Source organism: Halorhabdus salina (assembly GCF_013839425.1).
GTDB lineage: Archaea > Halobacteriota > Halobacteria > Halobacteriales > Haloarculaceae > Halorhabdus > Halorhabdus salina.
The window spans coordinates 184219-201393 of record NZ_JACDNP010000004.1 but is presented as its reverse complement, the minus strand read 5'-3'; the positions used below and the strand labels follow the sequence as shown (position 1 = coordinate 201393).

Below are 17175 nucleotides of genomic sequence, written 5' to 3'. Positions count from 1 at the left end.
TTGATCTATCGACGAACGTGCTTCGTGGGGATATTATACAATCCCGGTGTATCTCTTTTCGAACGACGCATGGAGCGATACGATACGAAACTTGAAGACAAGACGTTGTATGTCGAATGGGACGGTGGGTGGCTCGAACTCGGCTCGATGGCGACGATCCGTGACCTGCTCGGCGGGGATACCTACGAGATCACGTACGACGACGCCCAGTCGAAAGTCCCGTGGCTCGAGAGCGAACTGGAAGACAACACGCTCACCTTTGACGTGACGGAGACCATCACGGATATGGATTTCAACGACGACTTCGTCAGTGAGCTTGCCGAGATCTCGATCGACGACACTGGCCGGTCCGGCAAGCCCAAACGAACGGTGGCCTTCGCCGAGAAGATGCGCGAAATCTGGGAAGCACAGGGTCGATCCGAGGACGAAGACGAAGCCTGACGTGGCGTCTCTGCTCCCTCGTGGCCTATAACAGGTCCAATTCACGCAGATCAGCCGCGAGGGCAGCCTGCCTCTCGTCGTCGAGTCTTCGGAGCGGCCGTCGAAGCGGCCCGGGTTCGACACCCACGTCTCGGAGTGCCAGCCCAGTCTTGACGCTCGCCATGAACGGTCCGCGATCGAAGGCGGCGATGACGTCGTCAATCCGTTCCTGGAGTCGCTGGGCCCGATCCGGGTCGCCTGCGTCGAAGGCGTCGTACAACTTGACGACCAGTTCCGGAAACGCGTTGGCGACGGAACTCACCACTCCCGCACAGCCCATCTCGAGCCCGGTATACAGCAGGGCGTTCGATCCGGCCAGCACGGTCAGATCGGGGTTATCGGTGAGCACGCGACCGAGCCAGGGGACGTCCTCGCTGGTGTCTTTCAGTCCCGCGATGCCATCGATCGTCGCGATCTCGCTGAGGGTCGATAGCGGGAGCCGATTGCCCGTCAGCTGTGGGATGTGATAGACGTAAATCGGCTTCTCGACGGCTGCTGCTACCTGGCGATAGTGGTCGACAGCACCTGCACGATCCAGCGGGTAGTAAAACGGCGTGATGACGACGAGTCCGTCAGCCCCGGCGTCGACGGCCCGCTCGGCGCTCTGTACCGTCTCTCGAGTACCCGGTGCACCGACCCCGGCGATCACCGGAACATCGTCGCCGACAGCATCGACGACTGTCGTCACAACCTCTTCGCGCTCGTCGGCCGACAGCAACGGGAACTCACCGTTGGTCCCCAGTGGAAAGACCCCGTGGGCACCCTGCTCGACGACGAATTCCGCCTGCGCGGCGGTCGCGTCGTAATCGACGGCCTCGTTCTCGTCGAACGCCGTGAGTGTTGGTGGGATAACGCCGTGGAGACCGAGCGGATCTGCACTCCCCGGATCGGGCGCGTGGGTCGGCATTGTCTGGGCTTCTGAACCCCGACCAATAAGGACTAGGGTGAAAACAGCAGGCTTGTCGGCTACAGATTACCGAGTGCTTGCATGGGCCCGCTCGGATTTGAACCAAGGACGAAGCGGTTATGAGCCGCTCTCTCTAACCAGACTGAGATACGGGCCCTCACCCTGCCATTTCCCGTCGGCCACCAAAATTGTACCGTCTTCGCCAGGATGGGTCTGTCACCTCTCGCGGGGTGTCGCCGGCAAAAGGACGCCGCCGTCAGAGCTTGCTCTGATGTGCCCTGAATTCTCTTCGAGAATTCACGCCGTCATCAGAAATCAAATATTGCTGATTGACTCGGAAGACCGAGTCTTCCGATCGCTGCCAGGACTCGAACTCGCCGAGACGTTCCGGGCATGCGGCTTCACTTCGTTCAGCCGTTCCGGGGCTGCGACTCGTCTGCTCGAGTCCCGGATTTCGGCGCATTTCGATATCGCTATCGCTCGGCGATGAAACGCCTCGCGAGAGAATCGAAAGCGCCGCCGCCAGGACTCGAACCTGGGACAACCACGTTAACAGCGTGGTGCTCTACCATCTGAGCTACGGCGGCAGACACCGTGAGGTAATCGGAGTTATTTGATAGGGCTTTCGTTTCGAGTGCGCCGCCGGCCGGCGGTCGCGGCCGCACCGATACGCTTTCCCGTCCCTGTCGAATCTTCCCACTCATGAGCGACGAGGTCACGGCTGTCCTCGATACCGTCCGTGAACGCGTCGATCCCGACGCCGAGGAGCGCCGGCAACTCCAGCACGTCGCCGAGACGGTCATCGAACGGGCCGAAAGTGCTATCGAGAGCCACGACCTCGCGGCGGACGTGATGCTCGTCGGCTCGACCGCCCGGGACACCTGGATCGCCGGCGACCGCGATATCGACGTCTTCGTTTGCTTTCCACCCGAAACCGACCGGGAGCGACTCGAAACGCTTGGCCTCGAAATCGGACACGAAGTCCTTCCGAACGGCCACGAGGAATACGCCGAACACCCCTACGTCGTCGGCGAGGTCGACGGCTACGACGTAGATCTCGTCCCCTGTTACGCTGTCGAGGCTGCAACCGACATCCAGTCGGCCGTCGATCGAACCCCCTTCCACACGCAGTATCTCCAGTCTCGCCTCACCGACGACCTCGCGGCTGACGTCCGGCTCTGCAAGGCCTTTCTCAAGGGCATCGGCGTCTACGGGAGCGACTTGCGGACGCGGGGCTTTTCCGGCTATTTGACTGAACTACTGGTCCTGGAATACGGCGGCTTTCGGCCGCTCGTCGAGGCGGCGGCCGACTGGCACCCGCCCGTTCGCTTCGACCCGGAGGCCCACGGCCAGGCGACGTTCGACGATCCGCTCGTGGTAATCGACCCGACCGATCCCGAGCGCAACGTTGGGGCCGCACTCGCCAAAGCCAACGTCGCGACGTTCCAACACTACGCTCGCGAGCTTCTAGCTGACCCCCGCGAGTCGCTATTCGAGTCGGCCGATCCCGAACCAATCTCGCCCGCCGACGTCCGATATTTCTTCGACCGTCGTGGGACGACGCCGATCGCGATCACGCTGCCGACACCCGATCTCGTCGAGGACGATCTCTACCCGCAACTCGAAAAATCCCTCGAAGGTATCGTCGGATTGCTCGACCGTCGTGGATTCGACGTGCTTCGTTCCGAGGCGTTTGCCGGCGAGCGTGTCGTTCTGCTGGCCGAACTGGCCGTCGCCGAGCGGCCCGCCGTCGAGCGTCACGTCGGGCCACCCGTTCACGTGCGTGACCATGCCGAAGGGTTCTACGAATCGTATCACGATACCGATGCGTACGGGCCGTTCATCCACGGCGATCGATACGTGGTCGAACGCGAGCGCGACTACCGCCACGCCGACGCATTGCTCCGGAGCGAGGCACTCTTCGAGGTTGCACTCGGAACGTCGATCGAGCGGGCACTCGAAGACGGATACGACATCCTTGTCGGTTCGGATGTCGCCAATCTTGCAACTGACTTCGGTCAGGAATTGGCCGCTTACTGCGCTCCAAAGCCCTGATGACGGAGTGCGTCCCGGACGTTGCGACCGTCCTCGCTCGGATTACTCTCGACTGGTTCGGGATCCTTGCCACTGAGCACGTCGTGAACTTCCCGAACCCCGGCAGAGAGCGTCTCTAACCCGTAGCCCCCTTCCAACACGAACGCCAGCGGCGCATCGATGCGGTCGGCCAGGGTTACCAGTCGATCGGCGAGCATCCCGTATCCGCCTGTGGAGACGAGCATCCGCGAGATCGGATCCTGCTCGTGGGCGTCGAACCCGGCACTCACCAACAGGAGATCCGGATCGAACGCCTCGAATTCGGGCTTGACGACGGTATCGTATATCGCGAGGTAATCCGCGTCGCCACAGCCCGGCGGAAATGGGACGTTCAATGTCGTCCCCTCTCCCGCGTCCTCCCCGGACTCGCTGATGTCGCCGGTCCCGGGATAGAGCCCTTCCTCGTGGAAAGAGGCGTAGTAGACATCACCGCGGTCGTAGAAGATGTCCTGGGTCCCGTTCCCGTGATGGACGTCCCAGTCGAGGATCGCCACGCGATCGACATCCCGCTCAGACAGCGCCCGTTGGGCAGCCACCGCCACGTTGTTGACGAAACAAAAGCCCATAGCGTCGTCGCCGACTGCGTGGTGACCGGGCGGCCGACCGAGTGCGAAGGGCGTCTCAGCCCCGTCGGCACCGTCGAGTGCGGCCTCGGCTGCCCAGGCGGCCAGGCCGGCACTTGCCATCGCCGCGTCCCAGGTTTCCTCGACAGCGACGGTATCGGCGTCCCAGTTGCCACCGCCGTTCGCGCAGAACTGCCGGACTGACTGGATATACGTCTCGTCGTGGACGTCCTGAACCTCCGCTTTGCTCGCGGCGTCGGCCGCCACGTAGGTGACGTCATCAGCGTCTTCGAGATTCTGCCTGATGGCCCGCAGCCGGTCCGGGCTCTCCGGATGACGGCTGCCGGTGTCGTGATCGAGGCAGATCTCGCGGTACCCGAATTTCATTCAACGTATTGCTGGAGTTGAAAGTAGACTTCGACGTCCGCTGCCTTAATCGTTCGGCGGCCGGCGTGTTTGGCCAGCGACGCCGCGGCGGCGGCGATGTCGTCGCCTTCGTCTTCTAGAATCGATGCCAGCGCGATCCGGGCGTCCATTGCGACCCGGTACCGGTCGTCGATCTCGAGACGGGCAATCCGATCGACCGGTGCGATCGGCACTTCGAGCGCGTCTTTTTCAGGGACGTTCTCGACGCCGAAATCGGCCGCCATCAGCGTCTTTCGTCCGTCGTTGTCGGCCTGTGCAGCGGCGTCGACGGCCAACTCCGCCCCGCGGGATTGGATCCGGCGAGTGAGTTCCTCGGTCGCCTCGGCGCTCACCCGTAGCCCACCGGCGTTGCGCCGGATGATCGAATCGACGGGGGCGAACGGTAGCTCGACGCTCATACGCCACACGGGGGCGGTTTGGGTCTTAAGGGTTTCCACCCGCTGCCGGACCTTCCCGTTCTCAGAACAGTTCCTCGACGTCGATCCGTCCGTCGTGGCGCTTCCCTCGTACCGTCAGTTCCTCACCGAGCCGCACTGACTCGTTCGTCTCAAGGCTGATCGTCTCCTCGCCATCGTCGATAATGACGGGATCACCGGTCTGGACGACCGTGCCCGTAAACTCGATGGATTCGCCGTCCCCCTGCTCGCCGCTCTCGTCGCCCCTCGACCCATTTTCATCGCTTGCACCTTCCTCGGCAAAATCGGAGAGGCCGGTGTGTCCCCCGTCGCTTCCTGCGTCGTTGGGGCCCTTCTCAGCCGCTGGAGCCATCGATGCGCCGTCTTCCAGCACGACGACCGTCGACTGCCAACCGGCCGAGGCTTCCAGATCGTCCTGGTAGCCGTCCTGGATTTCGACGTCGGCACAGACGACTTCGTCGCCCGGCGTGAGGTCGCGGTCGGCTTTCTCGCCCCACAGCGCGACGCGGATGTCGCCGCTGTCGTCCTGGATGCGGATGTTCTTGACCTGCCCCTCCGAGCCGTCGTCTCGGTCGAAGGTGCGTTTTGGATCGGTCGAGCGAACGACACCGCCGATATCGACGGTTGCGTCCATCTCGACGTCGTCGATCGGTGTCGTCTCCGGGGCGTATTCCACGTCGGCGTCCTCGATTGTCTCCAGGGCACTCTCATCGCCGAGGTGGACTTCGAGGTCGCCGTCACGCTCGCGGACGTACCCGTCGACGACCTCGACGGCCTCGTCTGGCGCGACAGCTTCGGCGCGATCCGCCTGTTCATCCCAGAGCGTCACGCGAACGCGACCTGTTTCGTCACCGATCGCGACGTTTGCGACTCGTCCTTCCGAGCCATCATCACGCTCGAAGGTTCGGACGGGTTCGGTATCGAGCACGACACCGCGAACGGTGACGCTGGACTGGCCGAGCGACAGCGAGTCGATGGTGTCGCCGTCGCCCGGTTCGACGTCGATCGTTGTTTCGTCGTCCGGTTCGGCCTTATCCACACTGACCTCCAGCCCGTTGTAGCCATCTTGGGGGCGTCCCTGGATCCGGAGGACATCCCCGACTTCGAGTGCGCCATCGTCGATGGCTGCCGCCTCTTGGTCCCAGAAGGCCAGCCGGACGGTCCCCGTTTCGTCGGCCGCCTCGACGTTGATCACGCGGCCGTCTTCGGTGTCCTCGCCGTCCCGTTCGAAGGTCCGCAATTCGCCGACCGAGAGCGCTTTCGCGATGAACTGCACTTCCTCCATCCCGGCCTCGATGTCTGAGACGGTCTCGACCTCGTTCTCGGTGAGTTCGTGGGCGATAAGCATCGCCGCCGTCTCCTCGTCCGCCAGCCCCCCCATCTGTTCGACTTTCTCCTCGACTGCTTCGCGGAACTCCTCTTCGGAAATATCAGCATCGAGATCCGCGTATACGTCCTCGATCGCGCCCATCTGTCTACCGATGGGCACGGTAGCGGTCCGTTTAAGCGTTGTCGTCGGTCTCCGTGGCGGTGCTTGCGTGCGGTTTTCGCTCGCTACTCCGTGGTCGTCTCGGCCGGCGGGCCGGCACTTGTAGACCCGTGGGCCGCGCTCGCGAGACCTTGGCCGTCGTGACTGACCGACGCACTTTCCGGTAACTCCTCTTCGAAGGTGAGTCGCGCCTCGTAGGCAATGTCGGCGATGCACTGGGCACCCACGTCACAGTCCTCGCGGTCGACTGATTCGATTGCGATCGAGACCGCGCTCTCCTCGCTGTCGTGGGTGATGTCAGCGAGCTGGGCGCGCTGACAGAGATCGCTGCCGCTGATTATTCCGTTCACGAGGATTTCGCCAGCGTCGGTGTCGAATTCGATGTCGGTCTCGTCGGTCCCCTTGCCACATTCCGGCGGTCCGGACGAAAATTCGAAGGCGACCCCGTCCATCCGTCCGCCGCTTGCCCAGCCAACGCTGCTGGAGGTGTCCGGTTCTGTCGTCGTTGAGTCCCCGAGCTGTCCGTCGTCGGTCGTGGTCCGTCGGTCTTCAGTCGTATCTGTGCTGTCGGGTTCTGTCGACGTGGCGTGGTCGGTCGGCGTTCCGGAATCGGTGTCCGTTGGCTCGTCGGTGTCTTTTTCGCCTGGCTGGTCCGTTTCAGCGCCGCTGTTCATGCAGCCAGCCGTAAGTCCGATCGCGCCCAGCGCGCCTGCTGTCTTGAGGAATCGGCGTCGTTCCATGGTTGAATGATTGGCAGGGTTGAAAAAGGGCCTTCCGTAGGTTCAAACGAGCCTTTGTTCCGTCGCCCTCGGTGAACCGTAACCCCTTTATCCGGCACTGCGAAAGAATGAGTCGAGTCCGGGTAGGGTAGTGGACTATCCTCTTGGCTTGCGGAGCCAGGGACCGGAGTTCAAATCTCCGTCCGGACGTTCCTTCACTCCTTTCAGTCGTTCAGTCACGCCCGGACGTGCCCAGCACTCGCTTCGCTCGGGCTGGACTCCGTCCGGACGTTTCCTGCCGACGCAAATCGCCGAGCGATAGCGAGGCGACCGCGTCGGCAGAAACTCGATCAGGAGATCTGAGCAGACGAGGAACGCGCAGCGAAGCGGGTACCACTGTCTTCACTGGCCGTCCGTTTGATGTCCTACCTGTGACTGGCAACACTCTCGTTGGCGGTCACCAGTCCAACCCAATTCGTTCGCAGTCCGTCGAATCGCTGGTATCAATATAACGATGTGTTTGGCGAGAACTGACCAGATTCAGAGACCACTCATGCCAGATCGATCGTCCGATCGACCTGGTCACGAAGGGTTTTCAGGACAGCTCGTTCTCGGCGTGAGACCGGATTTTCGGTCCCGAGTTCGTCGCTTTCGAAGGCATTGAGAACGGCACACGTCGCGTCGGCCACGTGATCGAGGAGCGCCGAAACCTCGCCACGCTCGTGCTGGAACGGGATCGTGGCGTCGTTGACGAACAGAGCCTCCGGTTTCGGTGCCGCGTCAAGGATCGTCCCCGCGCGCTCGGCATTGTCACGGGCCAGCGCGATCGCTTCGGCCTCCGTGCTGGCGTCGGTCCGCGGTGCGTGGGCATCGAGGACGCCGTGCCAAACGTCGTCCGGCACGGTGGTGAACTGATCGAGACGCCCGCCGAGAAGCCGGCCGTCCCGCTCGACCTCGGGAGCGAACTCGAAGACGACCACGTCCTCGCTCCCGTGTCGATCGAGCCACGCGTCCAGGGTCTGTGCCGTCCGACGGGTCTTGCCGGTCTGGGATGGCCCGGCCAACAGCGTCGTGCCCGAAAGCGGGACGGGAGCCTCGCTCATGCCGGGCTCGGGCGTTCAAGTGCGTATTTGCCGAGCAGGGCGACCGTTGCCGCCCCGAGAACGACGGCAAACGCCAGCACGGCCCCTGAAAGCGGATCGACCCCGGCGGCGATCTGTTCGCGGACGAAGTTCGCTGCCAGGGTCCCCGAGACGAGCAATAGGGCAACCCCGCCCACGTTCGCGAGTGTGGAGTTGGCTTCCGGGACGGCCCCGGAGTTCAGCAGATACAGCACCACGGCGATCGCGAACGGCGTCCCGACGGTCCCCAGGGCCAACACGAGCACGAGTTGCCCGAGGACCTCACCGCCGATGAACGCACCAGGAGCCGACAGCAGGGCGAAGCCGGCCAGCAGCGCCCGGTAGCGCGAATCGGCGACCGTCGTCCCCCAGCCGAGTTTGTCCGCGAGCAGGAACGGCGGGACGATCGTGTTCCCGCCGAGTGTCGAGATGGCCGCACCACCCAACCCCAGCAGGAACAGCCACTCGGCGCTCTCGCCGACCAGCGGGCCCAGCGCCGTGGCCGCCCCGACCGTCGAGAGGCTCGCGTCGCTGAGGACGCTCGCGGCCACCAGGAAGATCGCGACGCTGTAGATCCCAAAGGCGACCAGCATCGACGCGCCGACGTCGAACGTCGCCAGATCGTAGTCCTCGGCGGTCCACTCACGAGCGCGCATCGTGTAAGAGTGCATCGTGATGAGCGTGATGTGGACCGCACCGCCGAGAATTCCTGCCGCCACGAGGGCGCTGCCGCCAGGCAGCGATGGCACGATGCCGCTGGCCGCGGCGCCCGGATCGACCGGTACGACGACGAGCGAGGCGACGAACGCGACGACGACGGCCGACACCAGCACCTTCGCAACGAGTTCGATGAAGCGATAGCCCCGGCCGGCAAGCCCCGCTGCCAGGACCACTGCCCAGACGATCCCCCACACTCCGGCGTCGACGCCCGTGATCGACGCTGAGACGGTGGCGACGGTCTTCATGATGACCAGTTGGGCGACGCCTGCAGCGATCACCGCGTCGGCGACCAGGATCCACGCCCAGGACTCGCCGAGGTGGTCCTCGACGACGCCAACGATTCCCCGCTCGGTGAGCAGCCCCAGCCGCATCGCGAGATATTGCGTCAATGCGCCCGCCATTGCCGACAGCACGACTACCCACAGCAACGCGTAGTCGTAACTCGCGCCGGCGGTGATCAGACTCGCCATCGACGCGGGGCCGGCGGCGATCGCGCCGGCGACCCACGACGGCCCCATCTCCCGGAGATACCGGGTGACTGTGCCACCCGACACTGCAGTCACATCCATCGTCGCTTCGCTCATATCCGAGTGGTATCACTTGCGAATGATAACCCTGCCGGATGCGGTAGTCTGGCGGGCGACGGACTGATGACTCGCCGTGTCGATGCCGTTTTGCCCGGCGATCGAGAAGCCCATGGCATGGACGCTGAGCTACGGGCGGGCATCGCGCTGTACAACGCTGGCCGCTATCGGACCGCTCACGACGCCTGGGAGCACGCCTGGATCGGGATGAGTGAGGCCGACGAACGCAAGGACTTCCTCCAGGGGTTGATCCAGTTCACCGTCGCGATTCACCACGCAACAACTGAAAACGACGCGGGCGCACTGAGCCTGGCCCAGAAGGCTCCCACCTATCTCGACGGATACAACGATTCGTTCGCTGGCGTCGACCTCGAACCCGTCAGGAGCTATCTCGCCGCGATCAGAGAGGACCCCACAGTCCTCGAACGTCGCGATCCGCCGACGCTGACTCGCCACGGCGAGGCGGTGGCACTCGACGACCTGGACTTCGACGGGACGATACTGGCGGCGGACGCAATCGCCGAAAGCGAGGGAGAGAGCGAGGAAGCATTGATCGAACAGGCCATCGAGTATGCCAGGGCCGATCTTGAGGCCGGCGACGAAGGAAGCGAGTTTGTCACGTTCCTGTTCGATTACGTGCGGGAACCACAGGCGCGGGGCATCGTGACCCAGCGGCTCTCTGAACACGTCAGTCGACGACAATCCCGGGAAGAAGACGTCTCTGGCCTGTTCGAGTGACAGAGCGGTATCGGTCGATCGCCTTCAGTAGAACATGACCGGCGTCCCGACGCTGTCCTCGGGGCCGTCTTCCTGAATTTTCTCGATGGCGTCCATGAAGTCCTCGCGATGGACCTCGGTGTGACTGTCCCGGATTGCGAACATGCCGGCCTCGGTGGTCAGGCTCTCCAGTTCCGCGCCAGTCAGGCCCTCGGTCTCAGTCGCGACGGCGGCGAGATCGACCTCGTCGGCGAGATTCATCTCCTGGGTGTGGATCTCCAGGATGCGTTCGCGGCCGTCCTGATCGGGTTCGGGCACTTCGATGAGTCGGTCGAAGCGACCGGGCCGGAGGATGGCGCGGTCGAGCATGTCGAATCGGTTGGTGGCGGCGATGATGCGGATCTCCCCACGATCGTCGAAGCCGTCCATCTCTGACAGCAGTTGCATCATCGTTCGCTGGACTTCGGCGTCCCCGGAGGTCTTCGAGTCGGTCCGTTCGGATGCCAACGCGTCGATCTCGTCGATAAAGATGATCGCCGGCTCCCGTTCCTCGGCGAGTTCGAACAGATCACGGACGAGTTTGGCACCTTCGCCGATGAACTTCCGGACGAGCTCCGAGCCGGCCATCTTGATGAAGGTGGCGTCGGTCTCGTTGGCGACGGCTTTGGCCAGCATCGTCTTGCCCGTTCCCGGCGGGCCGTGCAGCAGGACGCCGCTTGGCGGGTCGATCCCGACTTCGCGGAACTGGTCGGCGTTGATCAGTGGCTGTTCGACGGCTTCCCGGACTTCCTGGATCTGGCTCTCGAGTCCACCGATGTCGTCGTAGGAGACGCCGGGCGATTCTGCGACTTCCATCGCCTGGGCGCGGGCGTCGGTCTCGGCCTCCAGTGTCGATTTGACGTTGAACGAGTCGTTGATCGCGACGCGCTCGCCAGCCTCGATCTCGTCTTCCAGGCTGGTCGGCAGGTCTGTCAACACTTCCTGGTTGTTGCCGTGCTGTTTGACGATAACGCTGTCGCCGGCAATCTCTTCGACAGTACCGATGTACAGCGACGAGGTCTTCAGTGCTTGATTCTCGCGTTCGAGCGTGTCGACTTCTTCGGCGAGCGAGCGCTGCCGTTGTCGGACGGCCGCGAGTTGGTCGTGCAACTCCTCGTTGACCCGAACGACGTCGGCGTAGTGGTCTTCCAGCGCGGCGAGTCGTTCGGAGGTAGGCATCTCGGGATCGAGGTCCAGCGTGGGACGATCCGGCAGCGAGGGACTGCGGGACATCTAACGTATGAACGTAGTCGGTCGGAGAAAAAGTGCCTTTGGGTCGCGGCTTTGCCCGCGTGCTCGACACGTCACCGACGGGTTAGGCTCCCCGTCCGGTTGTCGCTGCCTCTCTCAGAGGAGCTCCGCCATTCGATCGAGGTTGTCGTCGTACTCGGCGATGGCGTCCTCGATCGGGCTGGACTCGGACATGTCGACCCCCGCGGTCCGGAGCAGCTCTAGCGGGTAGTCGCTGGACCCGGTTGCGAGGAACTCCCGATAGCGCTCGGCTGCGTCCGCGCCCTCCTCGTCGATGGCCCGGGCCAGCGCAACGGCCGCCGAGATCCCGGTCGAATACTGGAAGACGTAAAAGGACCGATAGAAGTGCGGGATCCGCATCCACTCCCGGGCAATCCGGTCGTCGATCTCGGCCGGTTCGTAGTAGTCGCTCTTGAGTTCCCGGTAGAGGTCGTTCAGCCGGTCGGGCGTCAGCGGTTCGCCGGCCTCGCTCAGCTCGTGAGCGCGGTGTTCGAACTCCGCGAACATGGTCTGGCGGAACAGCGTCGACCGGAAGCGTTCGAGGTACTGGTTGAGGACGTGTCGGCGCAGGTGGTCGTCCTCGACGGTCTCCAAGAGGTGGCGAGTCAACAGCGCCTCGTTGACTGTCGAGGCGACCTCGGCGACGAAGATCTCGTAGCTCGAGTAGACGTAGGGCTGGGTCTCGCTGGTGTACTCGCTGTGTAACGAGTGGCCAAGCTCGTGGGCAAGCGTGTACATCGACTCGACATCGTCCTGGTAGTTCATCAGAATGAACGGCTGAGAGTCGTAGGTCCCGCCCGAATAGGCACCGGCCTGTTTGCCCCGGGTCTCGTAGACGTCGACCCACCGCGACTCCAGGCCCTCAGCGACGCGGGACTGATAGTCCTCCCCCAGCGGCGCGAGGGCCTCGACGACGTACTCACATGCCTGTTCGTACTCGATTTCGGGGCTCTCGGTTTCGGTCAGCGGGACGTAGAGGTCCCACATCTGGAGATCGTCGCCGTCGGTGTGCTCGCGCTTGAGTTCGGCGTGGCGGTGTAGCGGGCCGAGGTTGTCCCGGACGGTCTCGATCAGCGTGTCGTAGACCTCGACGGGGATGTTCGGCCCGTCCAGGGAGGCCTTCCGGGCGGTGTCGTAGTTCCGGGCTGTCGCCACCTTCGAGCCCGTCTTGACCGTGTTCTTGTAGGCCGTGCTCACGGCGTTGTGGACTGTATCCCACTCGTCGTAGAACGCCTCGTAAACGTCCTGACGGAACTCGCGATCGTGGCGTTGCTGGAGGGTCGTGAAGTTGTTGAGCGTAATCTCGACGGCCTCGCCGTCGGAGTCCTCCACCGTCGGGAAGGTGATATCAGCGTTGGTCAGCATGTCGTAGACCTCCCCCGGCGCGCCCATGACTTCGCCCAGATCGGCCAGTAGCGACTCGACTTCCGTCGAGCGCGTGTGCGGTTTCATCCGCAGGACGTCGTCGAAGTAGTGATCGTACTCTTCGAGGGCGGGTTCGGCTTCGATCAGCGCGTCCACCTCGTCGCGGTCCAGGGACTGAATTTCGGGTTCCAGGAAACTCGCGGCACTGGAGGCCTGTGCCGAGAGTGACTGGGCGCGAGTCGAAAGCGCCTGGGCGTCGTCGTCGCGGGTGTCCTCATCGCGGCGCATTCGCGCATACGAGCTGACGTTCGAGACGGTACGCATCAACTGCTCATAGTCTTCGAGGACCGACAGCAATGTTTCGGCGTCATCCGTCGCCTGCCCCTCGTAACTGGCAACGACTTCGATCAACTCTTCGGCGTCTTCGTAGGCGTCTTCCCACGCCTCGACATCCGCGTACAGCGACTCCAGAGCCCACTTGTACTCTTCGTCGATCTCGCTTCGTTCAGGTACGGAACTCATTCGGACGGCCTACGTCTGGCGTGCGCTAAAACGTTCTGACGTGACCGGCCAGATCCTCAGCGCACCGGCTCGACGGTCAGATCGGTCGCGATCCACCCGTCGGGGTTGCCGTCCTCGGAAAACACTGTCCGGTCGGGCGATGACTCGAAGGACTGCACAGCGACCTCCTCGTCGCGATCACTGTCAACATTGTCGGAGCGGGCCATTACTCTCTCGTAGGTGACCTGGTACGTATGAGTGTTTTGGCTAGCCTAAAATAATGGGAACGGCCGGATAGCAATTAGTTCCGCTTCCAGTCCGTGATCGGACCACCGCGAGAGTGGCGTTACGCTTGAGGCCCGTCTCGGGTGGCCGGACACGAGGGATAGATTCATCCGGATGCAACACCCACCGTCGGATATGCCGAAAATTTCGATCTCGCTGGCTGACCGCATCGAAAGCGATATCGACCGACTTGTCGAGCAAGGTGAGTTCGTCAACCGCGACCAGGCCGTCGAAGAACTCCTGACGATGGGCGTCTCGGCCTACGAGACGACCGAAGAATCGACCGACCTGGCCGAAGACGATCTGTTCTCCCAGACCGTCGAAGACCAGCAGGACCCCGCGATCCACGACGATGACCCCGACGAGGGGTACACGTTCTGAACGGACTGGCAACTGGGGGTTCTCCGCTCTCGCTTCTGTCTAGGGACGGCTCTGTGTCGCAAGTCTTATGATCATGTCTGTACGTTAGTGTACGGTAATGGACGATGGTGAGGGGATAGCGCCGGCGGTACGGTCGATCATCGAGGCTGCCCGCGACCGAAGCGAGGCCGACGGGCGGGTCGACGTGCAGCCGCGATCGTTACCCGACGCGTTCGAGCGGGCCGAACGCGCCGGACGGGTTCCGACGATTGCCGAAGTCAAGCCGACGAGTCCGACGACTGACGGAACCCGCGTGGACGATCCGGTCGAACTCGCCGAGCAGATGGTCGCGGGCGGTGCGGCCGCACTGTCGGTGCTGACTGAACCCGAGCATTTCGGTGGGTCAGCCGAAACGCTTCGCCAAGTGCGGGAGGCCGTCGACGTGCCGATCCTCCGGAAGGACTTCCTGCTCTATGAGGAGCAACTCGACGTGATCGAGGCGGACATCGTCCTCCTCATCGTCCGATTTCTCGAAGCGGACGGGACGGACGATCTCGACGCCATGCTCGAGGCCGCTCGCGACCGGGGATTTCAGGTGCTTGTCGAGACCCACTCCCGCGAAGAGGTCCGACGGGCGATCGATGCGGGTGCAGAAATCATCGGTGTGAACAACCGCGATCTCGCCGAACTGGAACTGGATCTCTCGACCTTCGAGTCGGTCGCGCCGGCGGTTCCCGATGATGTGACGCTGATCGCCGAGAGCGGGATCGAGACGCGAGCCGACGTGACCCGGATGCAGGAGGCTGGCGCGGACGGCCAGCTGATCGGTTCGGCGATTATGGATGGTGACGTGCGAGCGAACACGGAACGGCTTACCACACTAACGGAGACACCTGACACATGAGCAGCCACACTGACGGCAAGTTCGGCGCTTACGGCGGCCAGTACGTCCCCGAGGCGCTGATGCCAGCGATCGAGGAATTGCGCGACGCCTACGAACGATACGTCCTCGACAACGAGGACGGCTTTATGGACGAGTTCCGGAAGCGCCTGGCGGACTTTGGCGGTCGCCCCACGCCACTCCAGCGTGCCGACCAGTTGAGCGACCGCTATGACACCGAGGTCTATCTCAAACGGGAGGACTTGCTACACGGCGGCGCGCATAAGCTCAACAACGCCCTCGGGCAGGTCCTGCTGGCGAAGTACATGGGCAAAGAGCGGATCATCGCCGAGACCGGGGCCGGCCAGCACGGCACCGCGACCGCGATGGCCGCGGCCCACCTGGACATGCCCTGTGAGATCTTCATGGGGTCGACCGATATCAACCGCCAGCGGCCCAACGTCTTCCGGATGCGACTCAACGGTGCCGCGGTCAATCCGGTCACGACCGGCCGCGGGACGCTCAAGGAAGCAATCAGCGAGACGATGCGCGACTGGGCGACCAACGTCGAAGATACCCACTACGTCATCGGGTCGATAGTCGGTCCAGACCCCTTCCCGCGGATGGTCCGTGACTTCCAGTCGGTCATCGGCGAGGAGGCCCGCGAGCAGATCCGCGAACAGACGGGGCAACTACCGGACTCCGTGGTTGCCTGTGCCGGTGGTGGGTCGAACACGATGGGCGCCTTCGACGCGTTTCGCGAGGACGAGGCTGTCGATTTGATCGCTGTCGAGGCCGGCGGCTCGTCGCTCGATGTCGACGAAGAGACGGGTGTCGCGCCCAACTCCGCGACGCTGTCGACAGGCGAAGAGGGTGTCCTTCACGGCGCGCGGACGAAACTCCTCCAGGACAGCGACGGCCAGATCATGGAGTCCCACAGCGTCTCTGCGGGCCTGGACTATGCGGGTGTCGGCCCGGAACTCGCCCATCTCGTCGATTCGGGGCGCGTCCAGGCGGCAAACGTCGACGACGAGGTTGCTCTGGAAGCGTTCCACCGCCTCTCCCAACGGGAGGGGATCATTCCCGCTCTGGAAAGCGCGCACGCGTTCGGCTATCTGGACGAAAACCCGGACGCGGTGGGTGACGTGACGGTTCTCAATCTCTCTGGACGCGGCGACAAGGATTTAGAGACCGTCATCGAGGAAACGGAGCAGCGTGACCTGGACGTCGACGTCGACATGAGTGTCTTCGCGGAGGCCGAGCGATGAGCAACGACGCAATCGACGCCGTATTCGAGGCTGGCGACCCGGCGTTCATCCCGTATCTGGTTGCCGGCGATCCGGATTATGAGTCCTCCCTGGCATACGTCGAGGCGCTGGATCGTGGGGGCGCAGACATCATCGAACTCGGGCTCCCGTTCTCGGAGCCCATTGCCGAAGGGTCGACGATTCAGGACGCGATCGTGCGATCGCTGGAAGCTGGGATGACGCCCGAGCGCTTTTTCGACTTTGTGGGGGATCTGGACGTCGAGGCCCCGCTGGTCTGTATGACCTACTACAATCTCGTCTATCAGTACGGTCAGCAACGAGGACCGCGCGACTTCGTCGAGCGAGCCGCTTCGGCAGGGATTTCGGGATTAGTTATCCCTGACCTCCCGGCCGAAGAGGCGGATCCACTCCGGGCGGCCTGCGACGAGCACGACCTGGACCTGGTCTTCATCGTCGCGCCGACGACCGAAGGCGAGCGCTTGACGCGGATGATGGACCGGGTCTCGGGATACGTCTACGTCCAGGCCCGCCTGGGGACGACTGGCGCTCGTGACGACGTGAGCGATCAGACTGACGAGAGTCTCGCTCGCCTCGCCGACTGGGACGTACCCAAAGCCGTCGGGTTCGGTATCAAGACCGGTGAGCACGCCGAACGGATCGTCTCGGCCGGTGCGGACGGGATCATCGTCGGGAGTGCCTTAGTCGACATCGTTGCGGCGGGCGCGGCGAACGACGAACCGATCGAGGCCGTCGCTGATCGTCTCGAATCGAAGGCGCGCGAACTCACAGACGGTGCTGTGCGAGGACTGACATCGGCGCCGGATGCAGACACCTGATCCGAATTTGCCGGTGGATGACCTTGCGGACGACGATTCCGCTGGCCTAAACCCTTCTTTGCGGCCAGTTTCGCGATACTCCTTTTCGTCCACATACGCCAACTGGGGAGCGATGGACTACCCATTTTGGCTCCTGGCGCGCACAGGGCTCCTT

At 63.4% G+C, this 17175-nt stretch carries 17 protein-coding genes and 3 tRNA genes; 8 read left to right on the top strand and 12 right to left on the bottom strand.

What is annotated here, in order from left to right; all coding sequences use genetic code 11:
* Positions 1-69: 69 nt before the first annotated feature.
* A complete protein-coding gene (locus HZR20_RS07455; RefSeq protein WP_181685957.1) occupies positions 70-441 on the top strand; it encodes a hypothetical protein in 372 nt (123 codons plus the stop codon).
* Between the two features lie 25 nt (positions 442-466).
* Here the strand turns inward: HZR20_RS07455 and HZR20_RS07450 are convergent, their stop codons facing one another.
* From HZR20_RS07450 to HZR20_RS07440, 3 genes are all read right to left on the bottom strand, one after another.
* Complete coding sequence (locus HZR20_RS07450; protein ID WP_181685956.1) at positions 467-1387, bottom strand: dihydrodipicolinate synthase family protein; 921 nt, start codon at positions 1385-1387, stop codon at positions 467-469.
* Positions 1388-1469: 82 nt separating this feature from the next.
* Positions 1470-1544, bottom strand: a tRNA-Ile gene (locus HZR20_RS07445).
* 357 nt (positions 1545-1901) lie between these two features.
* Positions 1902-1974 (bottom strand) — tRNA-Asn (locus HZR20_RS07440).
* Between the two features lie 115 nt (positions 1975-2089).
* Between HZR20_RS07440 and cca the strand changes: the two genes are divergently transcribed.
* Positions 2090-3442 (top strand): CCA tRNA nucleotidyltransferase, encoded by a 1353-nt coding sequence (gene cca, locus HZR20_RS07435; protein WP_181685955.1) that lies wholly within the window; start codon positions 2090-2092, stop codon positions 3440-3442.
* Here cca and HZR20_RS07430 read toward each other — a convergent pair.
* The 4 genes from HZR20_RS07430 to HZR20_RS07415 form a co-directional block, all read right to left on the bottom strand.
* Positions 3421-4431, bottom strand: a complete 1011-nt coding sequence (locus HZR20_RS07430; protein ID WP_181685954.1) for a histone deacetylase family protein — start codon at positions 4429-4431, stop codon at positions 3421-3423. The genes cca and HZR20_RS07430 overlap by 22 nt on opposite strands.
* Positions 4428-4868 (bottom strand): histone, encoded by a 441-nt coding sequence (locus tag HZR20_RS14720; RefSeq protein WP_181685953.1) that lies wholly within the window; start codon positions 4866-4868, stop codon positions 4428-4430. The genes HZR20_RS07430 and HZR20_RS14720 overlap by 4 nt, the downstream gene beginning before the upstream one ends.
* 61 nt (positions 4869-4929) lie before the next feature.
* The gene (locus HZR20_RS07420) at positions 4930-6357 is read right to left on the bottom strand and encodes a single-stranded DNA binding protein (RefSeq protein ID WP_181686064.1); all 1428 of its coding nucleotides are present in this window, start codon (positions 6355-6357) and stop codon (positions 4930-4932) included.
* Between the two features lie 83 nt (positions 6358-6440).
* Positions 6441-7115: a twin-arginine translocation signal domain-containing protein gene (locus HZR20_RS07415; protein WP_181685952.1), complete on the bottom strand. Its 675-nt coding sequence runs from the start codon at positions 7113-7115 to the stop codon at positions 6441-6443.
* Between the two features lie 116 nt (positions 7116-7231).
* Here HZR20_RS07415 and HZR20_RS07410 point away from each other — a divergent pair.
* Positions 7232-7304: transfer RNA gene (locus HZR20_RS07410), tRNA-Arg, on the top strand.
* Positions 7305-7645: 341 nt separating this feature from the next.
* On the opposite strand, the gene HZR20_RS07405 is transcribed toward HZR20_RS07410, so the two are convergent.
* Entirely contained in the window at positions 7646-8197 is a 552-nt protein-coding gene (locus tag HZR20_RS07405) for a hypothetical protein (protein WP_181685951.1), read from the bottom strand.
* Positions 8194-9519: an NRAMP family divalent metal transporter gene (locus tag HZR20_RS07400; RefSeq protein ID WP_181685950.1), complete on the bottom strand. Its 1326-nt coding sequence runs from the start codon at positions 9517-9519 to the stop codon at positions 8194-8196. Before HZR20_RS07400 ends, HZR20_RS07405 begins: the two co-directional genes overlap by 4 nt.
* A 117-nt stretch (positions 9520-9636) precedes the next feature.
* Here HZR20_RS07400 and HZR20_RS07395 point away from each other — a divergent pair, with 117 nt between their 5' ends.
* Positions 9637-10257: a DUF309 domain-containing protein gene (locus HZR20_RS07395; RefSeq protein ID WP_181686063.1), complete on the top strand. Its 621-nt coding sequence runs from the start codon at positions 9637-9639 to the stop codon at positions 10255-10257.
* Between the two features lie 24 nt (positions 10258-10281).
* Here HZR20_RS07395 and pan2 read toward each other — a convergent pair whose 3' ends face one another.
* From pan2 to HZR20_RS07380, 3 genes are all read right to left on the bottom strand, one after another.
* Positions 10282-11508: a proteasome-activating nucleotidase Pan2 gene (pan2, locus tag HZR20_RS07390; protein WP_181685949.1), complete on the bottom strand. Its 1227-nt coding sequence runs from the start codon at positions 11506-11508 to the stop codon at positions 10282-10284.
* Between the two features lie 114 nt (positions 11509-11622).
* Complete coding sequence (gene pepF / locus HZR20_RS07385; RefSeq protein ID WP_181685948.1) at positions 11623-13413, bottom strand: oligoendopeptidase F; 1791 nt, start codon at positions 13411-13413, stop codon at positions 11623-11625.
* Positions 13414-13469: 56 nt separating this feature from the next.
* A complete protein-coding gene (locus HZR20_RS07380; protein WP_181685947.1) occupies positions 13470-13619 on the bottom strand; it encodes a hypothetical protein in 150 nt (49 codons plus the stop codon).
* Between the two features lie 193 nt (positions 13620-13812).
* On the opposite strand from HZR20_RS07380, the gene HZR20_RS07375 reads away from it, so the two are divergent.
* The 4 genes from HZR20_RS07375 (at position 13813) to trpA (ending at position 17021) form a co-directional block, all read left to right on the top strand.
* A complete protein-coding gene (locus tag HZR20_RS07375) occupies positions 13813-14058 on the top strand; it encodes a ribbon-helix-helix domain-containing protein (RefSeq protein WP_181685946.1) in 246 nt (81 codons plus the stop codon).
* 97 nt (positions 14059-14155) lie between these two features.
* Entirely contained in the window at positions 14156-14941 is a 786-nt protein-coding gene (trpC, locus tag HZR20_RS07370; RefSeq protein ID WP_181685945.1) for an indole-3-glycerol phosphate synthase, read from the top strand.
* The gene (gene trpB / locus HZR20_RS07365) at positions 14938-16185 is read left to right on the top strand and encodes a tryptophan synthase subunit beta (protein WP_181685944.1); all 1248 of its coding nucleotides are present in this window, start codon (positions 14938-14940) and stop codon (positions 16183-16185) included. Before trpC ends, trpB begins: the two co-directional genes overlap by 4 nt.
* A complete protein-coding gene (gene trpA / locus HZR20_RS07360) occupies positions 16182-17021 on the top strand; it encodes a tryptophan synthase subunit alpha (RefSeq protein ID WP_181685943.1) in 840 nt (279 codons plus the stop codon). The genes trpB and trpA overlap by 4 nt, the downstream gene beginning before the upstream one ends.
* The last annotated feature ends 154 nt before the right edge of the window (positions 17022-17175 follow it).